Origin of the sequence: Streptomyces sp. NPDC001663 (genome assembly GCF_042893105.1) — a bacterium.
Taxonomy (GTDB): domain Bacteria; phylum Actinomycetota; class Actinomycetes; order Streptomycetales; family Streptomycetaceae; genus Streptomyces.
Genome location: NZ_JBIAUR010000004.1, coordinates 254,540 through 274,634, shown reverse-complemented (window position 1 = coordinate 274,634; position 20,095 = coordinate 254,540). Strand labels below are relative to the sequence as shown.

20 protein-coding genes are annotated in these 20,095 nt (G+C 71.7%); 19 read left to right on the top strand and 1 reads right to left on the bottom strand.

Annotation, left to right across the window (positions count from 1 at the left end; all coding sequences use genetic code 11):
• The first annotated feature begins 42 nt into the window (after nt 1–42).
• Nucleotides 43–1,494, top strand: a complete 1,452-nt coding sequence (locus tag ACFY1L_RS15170) for an MFS transporter (RefSeq protein ID WP_388823378.1) — start codon at nt 43–45, stop codon at nt 1,492–1,494.
• Nucleotides 1,495–1,718: 224 nt separating this feature from the next.
• On the opposite strand, the gene ACFY1L_RS15165 is transcribed toward ACFY1L_RS15170, so the two are convergent.
• Nucleotides 1,719–2,738, bottom strand: coding sequence for an Lrp/AsnC family transcriptional regulator (locus ACFY1L_RS15165; protein WP_388823376.1), 1,020 nt, complete (start codon nt 2,736–2,738; stop codon nt 1,719–1,721).
• Nucleotides 2,739–2,996: 258 nt separating this feature from the next.
• On the opposite strand from ACFY1L_RS15165, the gene ACFY1L_RS15160 reads away from it, so the two are divergent.
• The 18 genes from ACFY1L_RS15160 (at nt 2,997) to ACFY1L_RS15075 (ending at nt 19,869) form a co-directional block, all read left to right on the top strand.
• Nucleotides 2,997–3,845 (top strand): SAM-dependent methyltransferase, encoded by an 849-nt coding sequence (locus ACFY1L_RS15160; RefSeq protein ID WP_388823374.1) that lies wholly within the window; start codon nt 2,997–2,999, stop codon nt 3,843–3,845.
• A 316-nt stretch (nt 3,846–4,161) separates the two neighbouring features.
• On the top strand, nt 4,162–5,544 hold the full coding sequence (locus ACFY1L_RS15155; protein WP_388823372.1) for an FAD-dependent oxidoreductase: 1,383 nt from the start codon (nt 4,162–4,164) through the stop codon (nt 5,542–5,544).
• 178 nt (nt 5,545–5,722) lie between these two features.
• Nucleotides 5,723–6,931, top strand: coding sequence for an acyl-CoA dehydrogenase family protein (locus tag ACFY1L_RS15150; RefSeq protein ID WP_388823370.1), 1,209 nt, complete (start codon nt 5,723–5,725; stop codon nt 6,929–6,931).
• A gap of 29 nt (nt 6,932–6,960) precedes the next feature.
• Nucleotides 6,961–7,440 carry a PhzA/PhzB family protein gene (locus ACFY1L_RS15145; RefSeq protein WP_388823368.1) on the top strand — a complete coding sequence of 160 codons (480 nt, stop codon included), beginning with the start codon at nt 6,961–6,963 and terminating at the stop codon, nt 7,438–7,440.
• A gap of 90 nt (nt 7,441–7,530) precedes the next feature.
• Complete coding sequence (locus tag ACFY1L_RS15140) at nt 7,531–8,709, top strand: 3-deoxy-7-phosphoheptulonate synthase (RefSeq protein WP_388823366.1); 1,179 nt, start codon at nt 7,531–7,533, stop codon at nt 8,707–8,709.
• A gap of 46 nt (nt 8,710–8,755) precedes the next feature.
• Nucleotides 8,756–9,379: an isochorismatase family protein gene (locus ACFY1L_RS15135; RefSeq protein WP_388823364.1), complete on the top strand. Its 624-nt coding sequence runs from the start codon at nt 8,756–8,758 to the stop codon at nt 9,377–9,379.
• Entirely contained in the window at nt 9,376–11,256 is a 1,881-nt protein-coding gene (locus ACFY1L_RS15130; RefSeq protein WP_388823362.1) for an anthranilate synthase family protein, read from the top strand. The genes ACFY1L_RS15135 and ACFY1L_RS15130 overlap by 4 nt, the downstream gene beginning before the upstream one ends.
• Nucleotides 11,246–11,557: a hypothetical protein gene (locus ACFY1L_RS15125; RefSeq protein WP_388823360.1), complete on the top strand. Its 312-nt coding sequence runs from the start codon at nt 11,246–11,248 to the stop codon at nt 11,555–11,557. Before ACFY1L_RS15130 ends, ACFY1L_RS15125 begins: the two co-directional genes overlap by 11 nt.
• Nucleotides 11,542–12,375 carry a PhzF family phenazine biosynthesis protein gene (locus ACFY1L_RS15120; RefSeq protein ID WP_388823358.1) on the top strand — a complete coding sequence of 278 codons (834 nt, stop codon included), beginning with the start codon at nt 11,542–11,544 and terminating at the stop codon, nt 12,373–12,375. Before ACFY1L_RS15125 ends, ACFY1L_RS15120 begins: the two co-directional genes overlap by 16 nt.
• Before the next feature lie 20 nt (nt 12,376–12,395).
• The gene (phzG, locus tag ACFY1L_RS15115; RefSeq protein WP_388823356.1) at nt 12,396–13,034 is read left to right on the top strand and encodes a phenazine biosynthesis FMN-dependent oxidase PhzG; all 639 of its coding nucleotides are present in this window, start codon (nt 12,396–12,398) and stop codon (nt 13,032–13,034) included.
• A gap of 29 nt (nt 13,035–13,063) precedes the next feature.
• Entirely contained in the window at nt 13,064–13,594 is a 531-nt protein-coding gene (locus tag ACFY1L_RS15110) for a flavin reductase family protein (RefSeq protein WP_388823354.1), read from the top strand.
• Nucleotides 13,595–13,602: 8 nt separating this feature from the next.
• Complete coding sequence (gene wrbA, locus ACFY1L_RS15105) at nt 13,603–14,214, top strand: NAD(P)H:quinone oxidoreductase (RefSeq protein ID WP_388823352.1); 612 nt, start codon at nt 13,603–13,605, stop codon at nt 14,212–14,214.
• A 111-nt stretch (nt 14,215–14,325) separates the two neighbouring features.
• Nucleotides 14,326–15,489 carry a methionine adenosyltransferase gene (metK, locus tag ACFY1L_RS15100; RefSeq protein ID WP_388823350.1) on the top strand — a complete coding sequence of 388 codons (1,164 nt, stop codon included), beginning with the start codon at nt 14,326–14,328 and terminating at the stop codon, nt 15,487–15,489.
• 1 nt (nt 15,490) lies between these two features.
• Nucleotides 15,491–16,405: a carbohydrate kinase family protein gene (locus ACFY1L_RS15095; protein WP_388823348.1), complete on the top strand. Its 915-nt coding sequence runs from the start codon at nt 15,491–15,493 to the stop codon at nt 16,403–16,405.
• The gene (gene metF / locus ACFY1L_RS15090; RefSeq protein WP_388823346.1) at nt 16,402–17,328 is read left to right on the top strand and encodes a methylenetetrahydrofolate reductase [NAD(P)H]; all 927 of its coding nucleotides are present in this window, start codon (nt 16,402–16,404) and stop codon (nt 17,326–17,328) included. Before ACFY1L_RS15095 ends, metF begins: the two co-directional genes overlap by 4 nt.
• Nucleotides 17,325–18,509 (top strand): chorismate synthase, encoded by a 1,185-nt coding sequence (gene aroC / locus ACFY1L_RS15085; protein ID WP_388823344.1) that lies wholly within the window; start codon nt 17,325–17,327, stop codon nt 18,507–18,509. Before metF ends, aroC begins: the two co-directional genes overlap by 4 nt.
• The gene (locus tag ACFY1L_RS15080) at nt 18,506–19,126 is read left to right on the top strand and encodes a shikimate kinase (protein ID WP_388823342.1); all 621 of its coding nucleotides are present in this window, start codon (nt 18,506–18,508) and stop codon (nt 19,124–19,126) included. The genes aroC and ACFY1L_RS15080 overlap by 4 nt, the downstream gene beginning before the upstream one ends.
• A complete protein-coding gene (locus ACFY1L_RS15075; protein ID WP_388823340.1) occupies nt 19,123–19,869 on the top strand; it encodes a VOC family protein in 747 nt (248 codons plus the stop codon). The genes ACFY1L_RS15080 and ACFY1L_RS15075 overlap by 4 nt, the downstream gene beginning before the upstream one ends.
• The last annotated feature ends 226 nt before the right edge of the window (nt 19,870–20,095 follow it).

Below are 20,095 nucleotides of genomic sequence, written 5' to 3'. Positions count from 1 at the left end.
GGGACCGGGCCGGCGTGTCGACAACGGTGGAGAGGAATACCGATGACTGCTGAGCGTGTGCTGACGCCGACTCCCACGGCGTACCGATGGCGGTGGCTGGCGCTCACCGCCCTGCTGCTCGGTGAGGCGATGAACCTGTTGGACGCGACCATCGTGCAGGTCGCCGCACCGGCGATCCATGCCGACCTCGGCGGGTCGGTGTCCGACATCCAGTGGTTCACGACCGCGTACACCCTGCCGTTCGCGGTGCTGCTGATCACCGGTGGCCGGCTGGGGGACATCGCCGGCCGCAAGCGGCTGTTCGTGGCCGGTGTCACGGGATTCATGCTCGCGTCCGCAGCGTGCGCCGTGGCGCCCTCGGTGGGGCTGCTGATCGCCTTCCGGGTGGTGCAGGGAGCGGCGGCGGCCGTGATCATTCCCCAGACCATCGGTCTGATCAAAACGATGTTCGCCGGGCCCGAGATGTCCAAGGCGCTCGGCAGCATCGGGCCCGTGATGGGTCTGGCGGCCGTGTGCGGGCCGGTGCTGGGCGGTGTGCTCACCCATGCCGACCTGTTCGGCTCGTCGTGGCGGGCGGCGTTCCTGGTGAACGTGCCGGTCTCGCTGGTGGTGTTGGCGATCTCGCCGAAGCTGATGGAGAACCGGGCGCCGAAGCGGCCCACGCTCGACGTGACGGGCACGCTGCTGGCCATGGCCGGGATCGGGCTCGTCGTCTACCCGCTGATCGGCGCGGATCTCGCCGCGCTGTCGGGGTGGAGCTGGGGGGCCATCGTGGCCGGGCTGTGCCTGATGGTGGTGTTCGCGGTGCATCAGCGGGGCGTGGCGGCGGGCGGGCGCAGCCCGTTGGTCGAGCCGAGCCTGTTCGGTCACCGCGGCTTCCCGGCGGCGCTGGTGACCTCCACGACCTTCTTCGCCGTCACCAACGGACTGATGATGGTGATCGTGCTGCAGCTCCAACTGGGGCTGGGGACGGACGTGTTGAAGGCGGGTCTGACGCTGGCCCCGTGGTCGGTGGGGCTGGCGGTCGCGTCCTGGATCGCGGGTGCGCATCTGGTGAAGCGGTACGGGCACCGGATGATGTCGCTCGGTCTGGCGGTGCTGTTGGTCGGCGCGTTGGCCGCGATCGCGGTGTACCACGCGGCGGACCCGGAGAAGTACCCCACCCCGCTGCTGTTCGCGCTGGGAGTGGTGGGACTCGGGGTGGGACTGTTCAGCCCGGCGTTCTTCACCATCGCCCTGAGGCCGCTGCAGCCGCAGGAGATCGGCTCGGCCGCCGGGCTGCTCAACGCGGTGCAGCAGTTGGGTGCCACGCTCGGGGTGGCGATCCTGGGCAGCGTGTATCTGGGCAGCGCGCACTCCGGGGACGCGGGGTCGGCGTTGCATGCGGTGCAGTTGGCGTTCTGGGTGGCGGTGGCCCTGGTCGTCGTCAGCTTCGTGACGAGCCGGATGATGGTCGACAGGAACGCGCCGGTGGATGCCGGGGCGGGACATTAGCCGGGCCCTTTCGAGCGGGGGGTGTGCGGCGGCCTTCGGGTCGCCGCTTCGGCGTGTGCGGGTGCGTCGGGGTGCGCCGAGGGGTGTTTCGCCCCCCGCCGCCCCTACCCGTCCCATCCCCAGGGGCGCTGCCCCTTCGACCCCGCCAGGGGCTCGCCCCCGGACCCCCGCTCCTCAAACGCCGGAGGGGCTGAATTTCCGCCGACCGGAGCCCCCAGGGACGGTCACCCCCGGGTGCGGGTCGGTACGGCGGGGCGTCTTGTTCGGGAGAGGTCCGTGATGATCGGGCTGGCGGCCTTGAGGTTCTGGAGGACCGGGCTGGTTTCCAGGGTGTGGATCGCGTCCAGGGAACCCAGGCGGCGGGCCAAGTAGTGGTGCAGGTCCGCCGGGTCGCGGCACAGGGCCTGGGCCACCAGGTTCGTCGGGCCCGTCGTCGCCGCCACGAAGGCCAGCTCGTCGTGGCCCGCCAGCGTCGTCGCCACGTGCTCCAGGTGCGCCGGGCTCACCGACATCCACAGCAGCGCCCGCGTGTTCGCCCCGAAGTGCCCCGTGTCGACCTCGACGTCGAAGAAGATCGCCCCGCCCGCCTGCAGATCCGCGAGCCGGCGCGCAACGGTCACCGGGGACCAGCCCGTCGCCTGGGCCAGCTCCGCGTGCGTGGCCCGCCCGTCCTTCTGCAGCGCGACCAGCAAGTCGGCGTCCCCCTCCGCCAGTTGACGCGGCACGGGCACGTACGAGGTGTCGGCCGCCTCGTGCTCCCGCAGGATCGCCTGTTGCTTGTCGTCCAGTGAGTTGGCGCTGCGCCGCCAGTTCGTCGGGCCGCCGAGGTACGTGTGCAGCAGACAGTGCGCCGACACCGCGGTGATGTTGTTCGTGCGCGGAATGTCGCGCAGGAGGAGGGAGTTGTTCGCCGCCGCGTCCGTCGGTGTGTGGATGATCGCCACGATCTCCGTGCCGCCGGATGTCAGTTTCACCCATGAGGTGTCCTGTCGGCGTACGAGCGCATGCGCCAGGTCCTGCGCGGAACTCGCCGCCGCGGTCAGGCGCACGATCCACTGCGTCTGGCCCGCCTGATGTGGGTCCGACAGCCCCACGACCCGCAACGACGCCTCCGTACGCAGCCGCCGATAACGGCGCGCGACAGTCTGCGGCGACACGTCCAGCGCGGCGGCGATCTGGCTGAAAGGCGCGCGGCCGTCGATGTGCAGCGCGTGGATCAGGGCACGGTCCAGGTCGTCCAGCATGCACACATCCTTCAGTGGGGGCCTGCTCCGTGGAATAAAGTTGAAGATAGCGCAGAGCACGCTACCATCGCAGCCGCAAGGCCCCACAGAATTCCATCAGTTCACCCGGTTCAGTGCTCGGGCGGAGATGAGAGGGCTTTCAACGCCCCCGCTCGCCAGGAAATCGTAAGCGATTTTGACGAGATGTTTCACGCTTAACGATCTACCTGCGTAGATCGCGCCTTTCCGTTGAATTGAACTCGCCTTGGGGAGGATTTTATGGTGGAGCTGAAGACGCCTTCCGTCGGGGTCGGCCAGACCGCACTGTTCATCGCCTGGATGCGGCAACTGGAAAGCGAGCGTCCGGATGCGCTGTTCCGGGATCCGCTCGCCGCGTCGATGCTCGCGGCGCTGGCCGAGGACCCGGTCCTGGCCGACGTGGCCGCCGTGATCAGGCAGACCCACACCAGTGCGGCGGGCTTCCCCACGTACTTCGCCGTGCGCACACGCTTCTTCGACGACGAGATCCTCGCCGGTGTCCGGGACGGGATCCGCCAGGTCGTCACGCTCGCGGCCGGCGTGGACGGCCGCACCGTACGACTGGATCTGCCCGCCGGGACCCGCTGGTTCGAGGTCGAGCTGCCGGAGATGACGCAGTTCAAGGACGCCCTCGTCGAGCGCTCCGGCCTGCCGCTCGCCTGCGAGCGCCGCGGAGTCGCCGCCGACCTGCGCGAGGACTGGCCGTCGGCCCTGCGAGCTGCGGGTTTCGACCCGGCGCAGCCCACCGTCTGGCTGATCGAGGGGCTGCTGATGTACCTCACCGACGAGGCCGGCGAGGCGCTCCTGACCGGTGTGAGCGAGCTGTCCGCACCGGGCAGCCGGCTCATGCTGGAGCACCTCAAGGCGGCCATGCTCGAGGAGGAGGGCAAGCCCGTGCGCGAGCGGGTCGAGGAGCAGGGTGCCACCTGGCTGTCCGCCCGCGACGACCTCGAGCAGTGGCTCGGCGGCCACGGCTGGCAGGCCCGGGTGTACGCCGGCGACGACCCGCGCATCGGCCACGGGCGCACGGTCGCGCCGCTGCCGGCCTGCTGGCTGGCGACGGCGGCGCTCACCGGGCCCGAGGTCTGACGAAAACTCCGCGGGACTCCTGTCCCGGCAATTCGGAATTGGATATTCCGCCGCCGACGCCATTGTCGGGGACTTGTTTTCCGCCATCGCACCGACGCTGTCCCGACGGTTGGCCGAGATGAGCCGTACGCCTCGGGTTTGCCTGAGGTGGTGAAAGGGGAAGGAGCGCCGAGTGCGATCCCGTGCGGGCTCTTTCCGTGAGGTTCATCTCACCGTTAATCGAGGCAACTTCGCAGCGGGTTATGGCGTCTGCCGGAACATCTGCCGGTGAAGGTTTCGGAAATTGCACGGCCCCCTCTTTTCCGGAAGGATTCGCATGTCTCACGAGACCGCACACCCCCACGACCCCAAGGAGCCGCGCGCCCGCAGCAGCGGGCACTGTGTGGTCCTCGGGGCGAGCATCGCCGGCCTCTTCGCCGCCCGGGTGCTGTCCGGCACGTTCGACCGGGTCACGGTGGTCGACCGGGACGCGCTCCCGGAGGCGGACGAGAACCGCCGCGGGGTGCCGCAGGGCCGGCACGCCCATGCGATCCTGCCCGCCGGCACCCGGGGGCTGCAGCAGATGTTCCCCGGTCTGCTGGAGGAGTTGGAGGCGAGCGGGGTCCCGGTGGTCCGCGAACCCACCGAGATGCACTTCGCACCCGGCGGCCATCTCCTGTGCCAGGAGGGCCGTTACGCCGACCCGACCCCCACCTACCAGCCGACCCGGCCCCAACTGGAACGCCAAGTCCGGCTCAGGGTAAGGGAGTTGCTGGGCGTGGAGATCGTCGACCGGTGCGAGGCGGCGGGACTGCTCAGCACCCCGGACGGCGCCCGCGTCACCGGCGTACGCCTGGTCCGGCGCGACGACGGCACGGAGCGGGAGCTCGCCGCCGACCTCGTCGTCGACGCGACCGGCCGCGGCGGCCGCACCACCCGCTGGCTCGCCGACCTCGGCTACGACCAGCCCCGCGAGGACAAGCTCGCCGTGGACATCAAGTACGTCAGCCAGAACCTGCGCCTCACGCCCGGCGCCCTCGGCCGCAGGAAGGTCGTGATCGTCGGCGCCGAACCGGGACGGCCCACCGGCGCCACCTTCCTCCAGCACGAGGCCGACCGCTGGATGCTCACCCTCATCGGCTACGGCGGCCACCACCCGCCGACCGATCCCAGCGACTTCCTCGAGTTCGCCAAGCCCATCCTCCCGTCGGACGTCTTCGAGGCCCTGTGTGCCGCCGAACCGCTCGACGACCTGGTGGCCCACCGCTACCCGGCCAGCGTCCGCCGCCGCTACGAACGCCTCGACCGCTTCCCCGAAGGACTCCTCGTCTTCGGCGACGCGATCTGCAGCTTCAACCCCGTCTACGGCCAGGGCATGTCCGTGGCCGCCCTCCAGGCCGAGGTCCTGCGCGAGTGTCTCGCCGGCGGGCCGGACCGGCTCGCCCACCGCTTCTTCCGGGCGGCCGCCCGCCGGATCGAGGTGGCCTGGCAGATGGCCGTCGGCAGCGACCTGGCGCTCCCCGAGGTCGCCGGACCCCGGCCGCTCCCGGTGCGCCTGACCAACGCCTACTTCGGCGCACTGCTGACCGCCGCGGAGCGGGACCCGGCGCTCACCCAGGAGTTCGTCAAGGTCAGCTCGCTCCTGTCGTCACCCCTGATCCTGCTCAACCCCGTCACCGTCGGCCGGGTGGTGCTCGGAAACATCGTCCGGCGTCACTGAAGAGGCCCCGGAAACGAGGCCCGAGAAACACGGTCCGTAAAAGGCGCCGTGTCGCTGAAAGCTGCCCGAATTCGGCATTCTGAATTCCCGGTGAAGCCGAGAAAAGCGCCCTTGACTCCCGGCTTTTCGGGCCCCTAGCGTGCCGAACGTCCGAGAAATTCGAAAGGAATGATTCGGAATGACGAATTCCGTGATCTCTGCCGACGTACGGATTCCCGACCGTACGGAACTCGTCGCACGGGCCGAAGGTCTGCGGGAACTGCTGTGGGAGGACGCGGCCGAGTGCGAGCGCGAGCGGCGCCTCTCCGACCGGGTCGTCACCGCCATGACCGAGGCCGGACTGCTGCGCCTGCAGACCCCGCGCCGCCTCGGCGGCTACGAGACCGACATGCGCACCCTCCTGGACGTCGCCACCACCCTCGGCCGCGGCTGCCCGTCCGCCGCCTGGATCGCGGGCGTCCTGAACGCCGGCAACTTCATGGCCGCCCTGTTCCCGGCCGCGGCCGGCGACGAGGTGTGGGGCGACGACCCGGACGCTCGGTGCGCACTGGTCCTGGGCATGCCCTCGCCGGCCGTGGAACCGGTCGACGGCGGCGCGATCGTCAGCGGCGAGTGGGCGTACGTCTCCGGCTGCCTGCACGCCCAGTGGGTCAGCGCCCTGATCGCCGTACCGACCGACACGGGCCGCCCCGACGTGCGGTTCGCCCTGATGCCGGCCGACGAGGTCGCGGTGAAGGACACCTGGTACTTCGCCGGGATGCGCGGCACCGGATCCAACACGATCGTCGCCGACCGGATCTTCGTACCCGACCACCGCCTGGTGCCCTACCTGCCGGTCCTCAACGGCGAGACCGACGGCGTCGTCGACCCGGCCCTGCCCTACCGCAACAGCCTGACCGGTCTGTTCGCCATCGGGCTGATCGGCGCCCTGATCGGCGGCGCCGAGGCCGCCCTCGACTTCGTCCGCGCCAAGGGCCCCACCCGCCCGGTGGCCGGCACCACCTACCGCGACCAGACCCAGTCGCCGACCTTCCAGCTCGACCTCGCCGAGGCCACCTCGAAGATCGACACCGCGAAGCTGGTCGCCGCCCGCATCGCCGACACCGTCGACGAGCTCGCCCGGGCCGGCGTCAACGCCGACCTCACCGTCCGCGCCCGCAACCGCCTGGAGTCCGCGCAGGTCGGCCGGTTGTGCCGGGAGGCCGTCGACACCCTGCTCACCGCCCACGGCTCCTCCGCCTTCAACGAGTCCAACCCGCTGCAGCGGCTGTGGCGCGACATCAACGTCGGCAGCCGCCACGCCGGCTTCGGCATGGGCATCCCCGAGCAGGTCTACGGCCGAGCCCTCGTTGGCGGCGACCCGCGCGACATCAGCTTCATCGTCTGAACCGCCTCCCCCTACCACGAAGGACAGCCATGTCGGACCCCCGAATACCCACCGACCAGAACGAGCTGCGCGCCCACAACCGGGCCGTCGTCGAGCAGTACATGAACACCCGTGGCGAGGACCGGCTCCGCCGCCACCTGCTGTTCACCGAGGAGGGCACCGGCGGTCTGTGGACCACGGAGAGCGGTGAACCGATCGTCATCCGCGGCCGCGACCGGCTGGGCGAGCACGCCGTCTGGTCGCTCAAGTGCTTCCCCGACTGGGCCTGGACCAACATCGAGATCTTCGACACCCAGGACCCGGACCGCTTCTGGGTCGAATGCGACGGCGAGGGAAAGATTCTCTTCCCGGGATATCCGGACGGCTACTACCGGAATCACTTCCTGCATTCCTTCCTCTTCGAGGACGGAAAAATCAAGCAGCAGCGCGAGTTCATGAATCCCTGCCGGCAGTTCAAGGCCCTGGGAATCGACGTACCGCGCATCCAGCGCGAAGGAATCCCCACCTGACGCGCCGCATCGCAGCCGCGGCTCGTCATGACCCGAACGTAAACCCTCTCCGTCCACGGGGGAATTGTCGTGGGACAAGCACTGTCCGAAATGCAGAGGACCGAAATCCAGCGGGCCAAGGCCCTGCAGCAGCCCGAATGGCCAGACCCCGCCCAGGTCCAGCGGGTGCGGGAGATCCTCGGCTCCCGTCCGCCCCTGGTCCGCTTCGACGACGTCCGCACCCTGCGGTCGCTGCTGGCCTCCGTCGCCACCGGTGAGGCGCTCGTCGTCCAGGCCGGCGACTGCGCCGAGGACCCGGAGGAGTGCACGGCCGAGCACGTGCGCCGTAAGACCGCCGTGCTCGACCTGCTGGCCAGCACCCTGAAGATGCTCACCGGCAAGCCCGTCCTGCGCGTGGGACGGCTGGCCGGCCAGTTCGCCAAGCCCCGCTCCAACAACTTCGAGCAGATCGGCGAGCTCGCCCTGCCCGTCTACCGCGGGCACATGGTCAACAGCCCCGAGCCCGACCCCGAGAGCCGCCGCCCCGACCCGCTGCGCATCCTCACCGGGTACATGGCGGCCGGCGACATCGTCGAACACCTCGGCTGGCGCGCCCCCGCACTGCGCGCCTGGCCCGGCATCGAGCCCCTGGTGTGGACGAGCCACGAGGCGCTGCTGCTCGACTACGAGGTGCCGATGATCCGCGAACTCGGCGACTCCACACGGTGGTTGGGCTCCACCCACTGGCCGTGGATCGGCGAGCGCACCCGCCAGCTGGACGGCGCCCACGTCGACCTGCTCGCGGACGTGGCGAACCCGGTCGCCTGCAAGGTCGGCCCGTCCATGACGGTCGAGGAGATCACCTCGCTGTGCGAGCGCCTCGACCCGCTGCGCGAACCCGGCCGCCTCACCCTGATCTCCCGCATGGGCGCCGACGTGGTCGGCGAACGGCTGCCTTCCCTGGTGGCGGCGGTCCGCTCCGCGGGCCACCCGGTGATCTGGCTGTGCGACCCGATGCACGGCAACACCATCACCGCCCCCGGCGGCAAGAAGACCCGTCTGCTGACCACCATGGCCCGAGAGGTCCAGGACTTCTGCCACGCGGTCGCGGCGGCGGGCGGCATCGCGGGCGGACTCCACCTGGAGACCACCCCGGACGACGTGGCGGAGTGCGCCGCGGACGCCTCGGCGCTCGGCCTGATCGGCGAGCGGCACACCACCTTCTGCGACCCACGCCTCAACTCCCGGCAGGCCGTCTCCCTGGTCACGGCCTGGGCCGACGCTCTCTGACTCACGCCCGCCGACGCGGCCACCCCGCCGGAAAGGAGCTGACCCCATGGCCGGCCTACCCCCCATCGCGTCGTACCCTCTGCCCACGGCCCACGACCTGCCCGAGAACGTGGCGCAGTGGCGCCCGGACCCGGACCGTGCCGTCCTGCTCGTCCACGACATGCAGCGCTACTTCCTGCAGGCGCTGCCCGACCCCCTGCGCGGCCAACTCGTCCACAACGCCGCGCAGTTGCGCAAGCGTGCCGCCGCCCTCGGTGTCCAGGTGGCGTACACCGCGCAGCCCGGCCGGATGACCGAGGAACAGCGCGGCCTGCTCAAGGACTTCTGGGGCCCGGGCATGCGCACCGACCCGGCCGACCGCGAGGTGGCGCAGGAACTCGCGCCCACCGAGGACGACTGGGTGTTCACCAAGTGGCGCTACAGCGCCTTCTTCCGCTCGGACCTGCTCACCCGCATGCGGGCGGCCGGCCGCGACCAGCTCGTGCTGTGCGGCGTGTACGCCCATGTCGGCGTGCTCGCCACCGCCCTCGAGGCATACGCCAACGACATCCAGGCCTTCCTCGCCGCCGACGCCCTCGGCGACTTCTCCGAGGCCCACCACCGGCTGGCCCTGGACTACGCGGCCCAGCGCTGCGCGGTGGTCCTCCCGTCCACGGAGGTGTTCATATGAACGCGTCGTACGGCAACGACCTGTTGGGCCGCGTACTGGACCTCCAAGCGCCCGCCTTCGCCCTGCTGCACCGCCCCGAGACCGGCGTCCCGGACACCGTCGACATCCTCGTCGGCGACGTGACCCTGCCCGGAACGCTGGCCGACATCCCGCTCACCCGTGACTCCGGCACCGAGCACGACGTCCTGGTCCTGGTGCCCTACCGCAGTCTCACCGAGCGCGGCTTCACCGCCCCCGACGACGGCGCGCCCCTCGTCGCGATGTCCGTCACCGGCCAGGACCGGGTGCCCCTGCCCGAACTCCTGCTCCGGCTCCCGGACAAGCCGACGTCCGTGACCGCGCACGGCTTCGACGTCGACGACGAGCGGTACGCCGAGACCGTGCGCCGGGTCGTCGCCGACGAGATCGGCACCGGCGAGGGCGCCAACTTCGTCGTCAAGAGGACCTTCCTGGCCGACCTCGGCGACTACTCGCCGATGGACGCGCTGGTGTTCTTCCGCCGGCTGCTGGAGCGCGAGCAGGGCGCGTACTGGACGTTCGTCATCCACACCGGCGAGCGCACCTTCGTCGGGGCCACGCCGGAGCGGCACATCTCGGTGAGCGGCGGGACCGCGGTGATGAACCCGATCAGCGGCACCTACCGCTACCCGCCGGCCGGCCCAACGCTCGAGGGCGTCACCGAGTTCCTCGCCGACCCCAAGGAGACCGACGAGCTGTACATGGTCGTCGACGAGGAACTGAAGATGATGGCCCGCATCTGCGAGGACGGCGGCCGGGTCCTCGGCCCCTACCTCAAGGAGATGGCCCGCCTCGCCCACACCGAGTACTTCATCGAGGGCCGCACCGACCGCGACGTGCGCGACATCCTGCGCGAGACCCTGTTCGCGCCCACCGTCACCGGCAGCCCGCTGGAGAGCGCCGCCCGCGTCATCGCCAAGTACGAGCCCGAGGGCCGCGGTTACTACAGCGGCGTCGCCGCGCTGATCGGCCGCGACCGCAACGGCGAGCGCGCCCTCGACTCGGCCATCCTCATCCGCACCGCCGACATCGACACCACCGGCCGGGTGCGGATCGGAGTGGGCGCCACTCTCGTACGGCACTCCGACCCGCACTCGGAGGTCGCCGAGACCCGCGCCAAGGCGGCCGGCCTGCTCGGCGCCCTGGAGTCCGGACGCGGCATCCGCTACGGCAGCCACCCGGACGTCCGCGCGGCACTGGACCGCCGCAACGACGGCATCGCGGAGTTCTGGCTCAAGGGCGGCGGTCAACCACGGCCCGCAGTACCGGAGTTGACCGGTCTGAGCGCACTGGTCGTCGACGCGGAGGACACCTTCACCGCGATGATCGGACACCAACTCCGGGCCCTGGGACTGGAGGTGACGGTACGTCGCTTCGACGAGCCGTACACCTTCGACGGCCACGATCTCGTGGTGATGGGCCCGGGTCCCGGCGACCCCCGAGCGGCCGACGACCCCAAGATCCGCCATCTCCGCACGGCCATCGGTCAACTCCTCACCGAGCAGCGGCCGTTCGTCGCCGTGTGCCTCAGCCACCAGGTGCTCAGCCTGAGCCTCGGCCTCGACCTGGCCCGCCGGGACGTGCCGAACCAGGGCGTGCAGCGGGAGATCGACCTGTTCGGCAGCCGCGAACGGGTCGGCTTCTACAACACGTTCGCCGCCCGCAGCGCCGAGGACAAGCTGGACCTCGCCGGGGCCGGACTCGTGGAGGTCAGCCGGGACCCGGTGACCCGCGAGGTGCACGCCCTGCGCGGGCCCGGCTTCGCCTCGATGCAGTTCCACGCCGAGTCGGTGCTCACCGTCGACGGGCCGCGCATCGCCGGCCGCACCATCCGGGAGGTGCTCGGCCGTGCGGGTTGACATCGCCTGGTGGGACCTCGACGGCACCCCGCAGACCATCGACTCCCTGCGCGCCGACCTCTGCGACGAGGCGGTCGCCGAGTGGAACGACGTACCGGGCCTGCGGCTGAAGCTGTGGCTGGCGGACCGGGAGTCCAACCGGTGGGGCGCGGTGATGGTGTGGGAGGCGGACCGCCCGGAGGAGCTGCCGCCCAATCGGGCAGCGCGGCTGATCGGTGGCCCGCCCTCGTACCGCGGCCGCTTCGACGTCCAGGCAACGGCAGCTACCAGTGGGGATCAGTCACCGTGCACGAATACATAGTCGTCGACGCCTTCGCGCGCACCCCGCTCGAAGGCAATCCGGTGGCGGTGTTCTTCGACGCCGCCGAGCTGGGCGCCGAGCTGATGCAGCGCATCGCGAGGGAGATGAACCTCTCCGAGGTCACCTTCGTGCTGCCGCCCGAGCAGGGCGGTGACGCCCGGATCCGTATCTTCACGCCGGTCAACGAGCTGCCGTTCGCGGGCCATCCGCTGCTCGGCACGGCGGTGGCGCTCGGCCGCACGCTCAAGGAGGACCGGCTGCGGCTGGAGACCGCGATGGGCGTCATCCCCTTCGAACTCGCGGAGGACGAGGGCGTGTTGAGGGTACGGATGCAGCAGCCGGTGCCCACCTGGGAGCCGTACGAACATCGCGAGGAGCTGCTCGCGGCGCTCGGTGTCGAGGAGACGATCGCGCCCGTCGAGGTCTACCGCAACGGGCCCCGGCACGTCTTCGTCGGTGTCGAGAGCGTGGCCGCCCTGTCCGCGCTCCGGCCCGACCACCGCGCCCTGGTCGCCTTCCCGGACATGGCCGCGAACTGCTTCGCCGGCGCGGGCACCCACTGGCGGACCCGTATGTTCTCGCCCGCCTACGGCGTCGTGGAGGACGCGGCGACCGGCTCGGCGGCGGGCCCGCTCGCCATCCATCTGGCCCGGCATCAACTCGCCGACTACGGGCGGCAGTTGGAGATCCTCCAGGGTGTCGAGATGGGCCGACCCTCCCTGATGCTCGCCACCGCCGAAGGCTCCGGTGACACGGTCCGCTCGGTCGAGGTCGGCGGCCACGGCGTCGTCGCCGCGCACGGCACCCTCCACGTCTGATTCCGTCCAGCGAGGAACTCGTGAACAGCAGCCGATTCGAAAGCCTCACCGGCGAAGTCGACCTGGACTTCCCCGAGTACGACGCCCCGCCGGCCGAACCGATGGGCCTCGTCCACCAGTGGATCGCCGAGGCGACCGCCCGCGGCGTGCGCGAACCGCGCGCCCTGGCGCTCGCCACCGCCGACAGCCGGGGACGCGCCTCCAACCGCATCATCTCCGTCACCGACATCACCTCCCGAGGGCTGGTCTTCGCCAGCCACTCCACCAGCCAGAAGGGCCGCGAGATGGTCGCCACCGGCTGGGCGTCGGGCCTGCTCTACTGGCGCGAGACCGGCCAGCAGCTCATCCTCTCCGGGCCCGTGTCCCGGCTGAGCGAAGCCGAGTCCGACGCCCTGTGGTCCGGCCGGCCCATCCCGATGCACTCCATGTCCGCGGCCTCCCGGCAGAGCGAACCCCTGCGGGACGTGGCCGCCCTGCGCGCCGAGGCCGACCGCCTCGCCGCCCCCGGCACCCCGCTGCCGCGCCCCGACCGCTACGCCGGTTACCTGCTCGCCCCGGTCGCCGTGGAGTTCTGGGCCGCCGACTCCGACCGACTGCACCGCCGGCTGCGCTACGACCGCTGCGACCGCGGGTGGCGCACCAGCCGCCTTCAGCCCTGACCGCCACGACACCGGAGAGTGAGCAACCCATGTCTGCCGCAAGCGGCAAGGCCCTGACCCACGCCATGTCCAGGGTGCCCGGACCGGTGACCGTCGTGACGACCGTCGACGGCACCGGACGGCGCCGGGGGTTCACCGCGACCTCCTTCTCCTCCCTGTCCCTGGACCCGCCCCTCGTCCTGGTCTGCCTCAACAAGACCGCCAGCACCCACGTCGCGTTCACGAGCACCGACCGTTTCCTGGTCAACCTCCTGGCGCACGGCCAGGAGCAGGTCGCCCGGCGCTTCGCCCGCTCCGGCGTCGACCGGTTCGCCGAGGGCGACATGCGGCCCTGCGAACTGGGCCTGCCCGGCTCGCCGGACGCCTGCGCCCGCGTCGCCTGCGCCCTGCACGATGTCCTCGACGGCGGCGACCACAGCATCCTCGTAGGCCGCGTCCTGGACACCTACGTCGACGACGACCGCACCCCGCTCCTCTACTACGACCGGACGTTCACCCACCCGGCCTCCGCGCTCGACGTACCGGACCCGCTCGCCTCCCTCCACCTGGCGGACTGGTGAGCACCGCCATGAACAGCGTGAACGTCGCCGTCGTCTATTACTCCGCCACCGGCCACGTCGCCGAGATCGCCCGCGAACTCGCCGACACCGCCGAGAAGTCGGGCGCCGAGGTCCGCCTGCGCCGGGTCGCGGAACTGGCCCCGCGCGAGGTCGTCGAGTCCCAGCCGGCGTGGGCCGCCAACGACGCGGCGACCGCCGACATCCCCCTCGCCGCCGTCGAGGACGTCCTGTGGGCCGACGCCGTCCTGTTCGGCTCCCCGACCCGGTTCGGCAATGTCGCCGCCCAGCTCAAGCAGTTCCTCGACACCCTGGGCGGCGCCTGGAAGAAGGGCGAACTGGCCGACAAGGTCTACAGCGCCTTCACCTCCACGGGCAGCCCGCACGGCGGCAACGAGTCCACGCTGCTCGCCCTCATGCACTCCTTCCACCACTTCGGCGGCATCGTCGTCGCCCCCGGCTTCACCCACCCCGACAAGTTCGCCGACGGCAACCCGTACGGCACCGCCCACCACGACGCGGGCGGCACACTCCCGGTCGGCGACGTCACCCGCAACGCGGCCCGCGTCCAGGCCGAACGCGTGGTGCGCATCGCCAGGGCGCTCACGAAGGCCGCCCTCTGACCACCACTCCGAGCCGGGCCGGAGAGCTTCCACATCCCCCGAGGAGCTCTCCGGCCCCCTTCTCGCACCGTCCTTCATCAGTCAGCAGCCGCTGCGACCCCAGGGAGAGCCATGTCCCGCCGCCTGTTCACCTCGGAGTCCGTCACCGAGGGACACCCCGACAAGATCGCCGACCGGATCAGCGACACGATCCTCGACGCCCTCCTCGGCCAGGACCCGCACGCCCGGGTCGCCGTCGAGACGCTGATCACCACCGGCCAGGTGCATGTCGCCGGAGAGGTGACCACCACGGCGTACGCGGACATCCCCGGCCTGGTCCGGGAGGCCGTCCTCGACATCGGGTACGACGCCTCCCAGAAGGGCTTCGACGGCCGCTCCTGCGGGGTGTCCGTGTCGATCGGCGCCCAGTCCCCGGACATCGCGCAGGGCGTCGACACCGGCGGCGCGGGGGACCAGGGCCTGATGTTCGGGTACGCCTGCGACGAGACGCCCGAACTCATGCCGCTGCCCATCCAGTTGGCGCACCGGCTCGCCCACCGTCTCTCCCAGGTCCGCAAGGAGGGCCTCACCCCCTACCTCCGCCCCGACGGCAAGACCCAGGTCACCGTCGAGTACCTCGGCAGCCGCGCGGCCCGCCTGGACACCGTCGTCGTCTCCACCCAGCACGCCGCCGACGTCGACCTCGACGGCCTCCTCGCCCCCGACGTCCGCGCCCACGTCGTCGAGCACGAACTGGCCCGGCTCGCCGACGACGGCATCAAGTTCGACACCGAGGACTACCGTCTCCTGGTCAACCCCACCGGCCGCTTCGAGATCGGCGGCCCGATGGGCGACGCCGGCCTCACCGGCCGCAAGATCATCATCGACACGTACGGCGGCATGGCCCGCCACGGCGGCGGCGCCTTCTCCGGCAAGGACCCGTCCAAGGTGGACCGTTCGGCGGCGTACGCGATGCGCTGGGTGGCGAAGAACGTGGTCGCGGCCGGTCTGGCCCGCCGCTGCGAGGTCCAGGTCGCGTACGCGATCGGCAAGGCCGAGCCCGTGGGTCTCTTCGTCGAGACCTTCGGCACCGCCGCCGTACCGCAGACGGCGATCGAGCACGCCATCCGCCAGGTCTTCGACCTGCGCCCGGCCGCGATCATCCGCGACCTCGACCTGCTCCGCCCGATCTACGCCCAGACCTCCGCGTACGGCCACTTCGGCCGCGAACTGGCCGACTTCACCTGGGAGAAGACGGACCGCGTGGACGCGCTGCGGCTCGCGGCGGGGGCCTGACATGCGGATCGCCGTCACCGGCTCCATCGCCACCGACCACCTGATGACCTTCCCCGGCCGCATAGCCGACCAGCTGCTCGCCGACCGCCTCGACCACGTCTCGCTGTCCTTCCTGGTCGACACCCTGGAGGTGCGCGACGGGGGAGTGGCCGCCAACATCGCCTACGGCCTGGCCCAACTCGGCCACCGGCCGCTGCTGTTGGGAGCGGTGGGCGCCGACTTCGCCCCGTACGGACAGCGGCTCGCGGCACTCGGCGTGGACGTCTCCGGCGTCCACGTCTCCCGCACCCGTCACACCGCCCGCTTCCTGTGCACCACCGACCAGGACGGCAACCAGATCGCCTCCTTCTACCCGGGCGCGATGACCGAGGCCGCCGACATCGACCTCACCGAGGTCCTGCGCCGGCACGGCGGCGCCGACCTCGTCCTGGTCGGCGCCGACGACCCGGCCGCGATGCTCCGGCACACGCGCGCGTGCCGCACCCACCGCATCCCCTTCGCCGCCGACCCCGCGCAGCAGCTGGCCCGGCTCGACGGTCCGCAGATCCGCGAACTCGTCGACGGCGCCGACCACTTGTTCACCAACGAGTACGAACACGCCCTGCTGCTCGCCAAGACGGGCTGGACCCACGCCGACGTCCTGCACCGGGTCGGCACCTGGGTCACCACCCTCGGCGAGAAGGGCAGCCGCATCGAACGCGCCGGCGACCCCCCACTGGACGTCCCCGCCGTCCCGGCCGCCGAGGCCGTGGACCCGACCGGCGTGGGCGACGCCTTCCGCGCCGGATACCTCGCCGCCCTGGCCGCCGGCCACGACACCGTCCACCGCGCCCGGTGGGGCTCCGCCCTGGCCACCCTCGCCCTGTCCCACATCGGCACCCAGACCTACACCGCGACCGGAGGCGACCCGACATGACGGCACCCGCACTCGTGGCCGTCCGGCCCCGCCGGGGCCCCGCCGAACTGATCGCGGCCGGCCACCGCTCGTACTCCTTCGAGTTCTTCCCGCCCAAGACAGGCAAGGGGCAGCGCGCCCTGTGGAGCGCACTGCGCCGAGTCGAGACCCTCAACCCGGCCTTCGTGTCGGTGACCTACGGTGCCGGCGGCACCTCCCGTGAACTCACCACGGAGCTCACCCGCCGTATCGCCGAGGACACCACCCTGCGCCCGGTCGCCCACCTCACCGCCGTCGGGCACTCCGTCAACGAACTGCGCGGCATCATCGGCCGCTACGCCGACGCCGGCATCCGCGACGTCCTCGCCCTGCGCGGCGACCCGCCCGGCGACCCGCAGGGCCCCTGGGTCCCGCACCCCCACGGCCTGGGCCACGCCGCCGAACTCGTCGAACTCATCCGCTCCTGCGGCGCCTTCTCCATCGGCGTCGCCGCCTTCCCGGAACGCCACCCGCGCTCGCCCGACTGGGACAGCGACGTTCGCCACTTCGTCGCCAAGTGCCGGGCCGGCGCCGACTACGCCATCACCCAGATGTTCTTCCGCGCCGAGGACTACCTCCGGCTCCGCGACCGCCTCGCCGCCGTCGGCTGCGACACCCCGGTCATCCCCGGCATCATGCCCGCCACCCGCTACGAACAGATCGCCCGCTTCGCCCGCCTCAGCAACGCGACCTTCCCCGACGACCTCGCCCTGCGCCTGCGCACCGCGCAGTACGACCCCGCCGAGTCCCACCGCATCGGCGTCGACCACGCGACCGCCCTCGCCCAGCGCCTCCTCGACGAGGGCGCCCCCGGCCTGCACTACATCACCCTCAACCACTCCTCGGCCGCCATGGACATCCACCGCGGGCTGCGCCTGCCCGCCGCACCCGAGGAGCCGAGGTGAGCAGACTGCGCTGGCTGACCGCGGGGGAGTCCCACGGCCAGGCACTCGTGGCGACGCTGGAGGGGCTTCCGGCAGGGGTGCCGGTCACCACGGAGATGGTGGCGGATCACCTGGCGCGGCGCCGGCTGGGGTACGGCCGGGGCGCGCGGATGAAGTTCGAGCGGGACGAGGTCACCTTCGTCGGCGGCGTCCGGCACGGCCTCACCCTCGGTTCCCCGGTCGCGGTCCTGGTCGGCAACACCGAGTGGCCGAAGTGGGAGCAGGTGATGTCGGCCGACCCGGTCGACCCCGAGATCCTGGCGGGCCTGGCCCGCAGCGCCCCGCTGACCCGCCCGCGCCCCGGCCATGCCGACCTGGCCGGCATGCAGAAGTACGGCTTCGACGAGGCGCGGCCGATCCTGGAACGGGCCTCGGCGCGGGAGACGGCGGCCCGTGTCGCGCTGGGTGCGGTGGCGCGGTCGTATCTGAAGGAGACGAGCGGCATCGAAGTCCTGTCGCACGTCGTCGAGTTGGCCACCGCGAAGGCGCCCTGCGGGGTCCTTCCGGCCCCGGCGGACGTGGTGCGGCTGGACGCGGACCCGGTGCGCTGTCTGGACGCGGACGCGTCGAAGGCGATGGTCGCCGAGATCGGCCAGGCCCACAAGGACGGCGACACGCTCGGTGGTGTGGTCGAGGTGCTGGCGTACGGCGTCCCGGTCGGCCTCGGCTCGCATGTGCACTGGGACCGGCGGCTGGACGCCCGGCTGGCCGCGGCACTGATGGGCATCCAGGCCATCAAGGGCGTCGAGGTCGGCGACGGCTTCGAACTGGCCCGGGTGCCGGGCTCCAAGGCCCACGACGAGATCGTGCACACCGAGGACGGCATCCGGCGGTCCTCCGGGCGCTCCGGCGGCACCGAAGGCGGCCTGAGCACAGGGGAGTTGCTGCGGGTACGGGCCGCGATGAAGCCGATCGCCACCGTGCCGCGGGCCCTGCGGACCGTCGACGTGGCCACCGGCGAACCCGCCCTGGCCCACCACCAGCGCTCGGACGTGTGCGCGGTACCGGCCGCCGGGATCGTCGCCGAGGCGATGGTCGCGCTCGTGCTGGCGGACGCGGTGGCGGAGAAGTTCGGCGGCGACAGCGTGACCGAGACCCGCCGCAACGTGCGGTCGTATCTGGACCACTTGGCGATCCGATGAGCGGTCCGCCGGTCGTCCTGGTCGGACCGATGGGCGTCGGGAAGTCCACGGTCGGGCGGCTGCTGGCCGAACGGCTCGGCATGGCGTACCGGGACACGGACGACGACATCGTGGCCGCCGCGGGCCGGACCGTCGCGGAGTTCTTCCGCGACTTCGGCGAGGCGGCCTTCCGTGCGGTCGAGAGACGGGCCGTGCACCGCGCGCTGGCCGAGCACGACGGCGTCCTCGCCCTCGGCGGTGGCTCGATCCTGGACCCGGACACGCGCGGGCTGCTGGCCGGACGGTACGTCGTCCACCTCACAATGGGCGTCGAAGAGGCCCTCCGCCGCCCGGGGTTGACCGCGGACCGACCCCTCCTCGCCGCCGACCCGCGCACGCGGTGGCGCGAGCTGACCGAGTCCCGCCGACACCTGTACGAGGAGGTCGCGACGGCCGTCGTGGCTACCGACGGCCGTACGCCCGAAGAAGTCGCCGAGGCGATCGCGGTGGACGAATTCACCGCGAAGGCCGGGGCGCATGGAAGGAATCCGCGAGTTGCCGGCGCCGGCTGGAGCGGTCCGTGGGGCGCGGCCAGGCTGGACGAAGATCGATCGTTGCGACCCGAGGAGAACCGATGAAGATCTCTCGCCACCCGGCCGGCGCGCCCTGCTGGGCGGACCTCGACACCCCCGACGTCGACTCCGCCCGCGCCTTCTACGGCTCCCTCTTCGGCTGGGAAGCCCTCCAACTCCCCACCGGATACGTAAACTTCACGCTGAACGGGGAGAAGATCGTGGGCGCGGTGAAGCTCCGGGAGGGGCAGGAGCACTCGGCCGGCTGGAGCGTCTACTTCATGTCCGAGGACCTGGCCGCGACCTCGAAGGCCGTCGAGGCCGCCGGCGGACGCGTCGTCAGCCCGCCCACCAAGGTGTCGGTCGCAGGCAGCGCCGCCGTCTACCAGGCCCCCGACGGCGCCCTGTTCGGCGCCTGGGAGCCGGACAAGCACCCCGGCTCCGGCCTGGTCCGCGAGCCCGGCACCCCGTCCTGGTTCACGCTGAGCACCCCGGACACCGAGGGCGCCAAGGCCTTCTACGGGCAGGTCTTCGGCTGGAGCGCCGCCGTACCGCCGGCCGGGGGCGCCGCCGCCCACCTCACCTTCGTCGACGGCAGGGCGGAGTTCGGCGGCATCACGAGCGGGCCCGAGGGCAGGGCCGGCTGGACCCTGCACTTCGGCGTCGAGGACATCGACGGCGCTGCGGTCGCGGCGGCCGCCCTCGGCGGCACCGTCCTCAGTCCGCCCACCGAACTGCCCGGCGTCGGCCGAACCGCCGTACTCCGGGACCCGGCAGGCGTCACCTTCGCCCTCGTCCAACTCGCCTGACCCGACGCCCCCCCCACACCGCCCCGGTGGGCCCAGCGCTCCCCACCGGGGCGGCCCCTTGATCACCTGCACGCATCCTTCAGCCCACTCGACCGGCATGGAGGAAAACCGGCAGATATGCCGCACCGCTCGCCCCGGCCGGCGGCGGTGCGCACCATCTGGCTGTCGGCCCAGGACCGTCGTACGCGACGCGCATGCGGAGGGAGGTGGTTCGCCGTGCAGAGCG

Bases quoted from the DNA above. Each gene is read 5' to 3' on its own strand.
- ACFY1L_RS15170 (WP_388823378.1), top strand. From the start codon at position 43: ATGACTGCTGAGCGTGTGCTGACGCCGACTCCCACGGCGTACCGATGG.
- ACFY1L_RS15165 (WP_388823376.1), bottom strand. From the start codon at position 2,738: ATGCTGGACGACCTGGACCGTGCCCTGATCCACGCGCTGCACATCGAC.
- ACFY1L_RS15160 (WP_388823374.1), top strand. From the start codon at position 2,997: ATGGTGGAGCTGAAGACGCCTTCCGTCGGGGTCGGCCAGACCGCACTG.
- ACFY1L_RS15155 (WP_388823372.1), top strand. From the start codon at position 4,162: ATGTCTCACGAGACCGCACACCCCCACGACCCCAAGGAGCCGCGCGCC.
- ACFY1L_RS15150 (WP_388823370.1), top strand. From the start codon at position 5,723: ATGACGAATTCCGTGATCTCTGCCGACGTACGGATTCCCGACCGTACG.
- ACFY1L_RS15145 (WP_388823368.1), top strand. From the start codon at position 6,961: ATGTCGGACCCCCGAATACCCACCGACCAGAACGAGCTGCGCGCCCAC.
- ACFY1L_RS15140 (WP_388823366.1), top strand. From the start codon at position 7,531: ATGCAGAGGACCGAAATCCAGCGGGCCAAGGCCCTGCAGCAGCCCGAA.
- ACFY1L_RS15135 (WP_388823364.1), top strand. From the start codon at position 8,756: ATGGCCGGCCTACCCCCCATCGCGTCGTACCCTCTGCCCACGGCCCAC.
- ACFY1L_RS15130 (WP_388823362.1), top strand. From the start codon at position 9,376: ATGAACGCGTCGTACGGCAACGACCTGTTGGGCCGCGTACTGGACCTC.
- ACFY1L_RS15110 (WP_388823354.1), top strand. From the start codon at position 13,064: ATGTCTGCCGCAAGCGGCAAGGCCCTGACCCACGCCATGTCCAGGGTG.
- wrbA (WP_388823352.1), top strand. From the start codon at position 13,603: ATGAACAGCGTGAACGTCGCCGTCGTCTATTACTCCGCCACCGGCCAC.
- metK (WP_388823350.1), top strand. From the start codon at position 14,326: ATGTCCCGCCGCCTGTTCACCTCGGAGTCCGTCACCGAGGGACACCCC.
- ACFY1L_RS15095 (WP_388823348.1), top strand. From the start codon at position 15,491: ATGCGGATCGCCGTCACCGGCTCCATCGCCACCGACCACCTGATGACC.
- metF (WP_388823346.1), top strand. From the start codon at position 16,402: ATGACGGCACCCGCACTCGTGGCCGTCCGGCCCCGCCGGGGCCCCGCC.
- ACFY1L_RS15080 (WP_388823342.1), top strand. From the start codon at position 18,506: ATGAGCGGTCCGCCGGTCGTCCTGGTCGGACCGATGGGCGTCGGGAAG.
- ACFY1L_RS15075 (WP_388823340.1), top strand. From the start codon at position 19,123: ATGAAGATCTCTCGCCACCCGGCCGGCGCGCCCTGCTGGGCGGACCTC.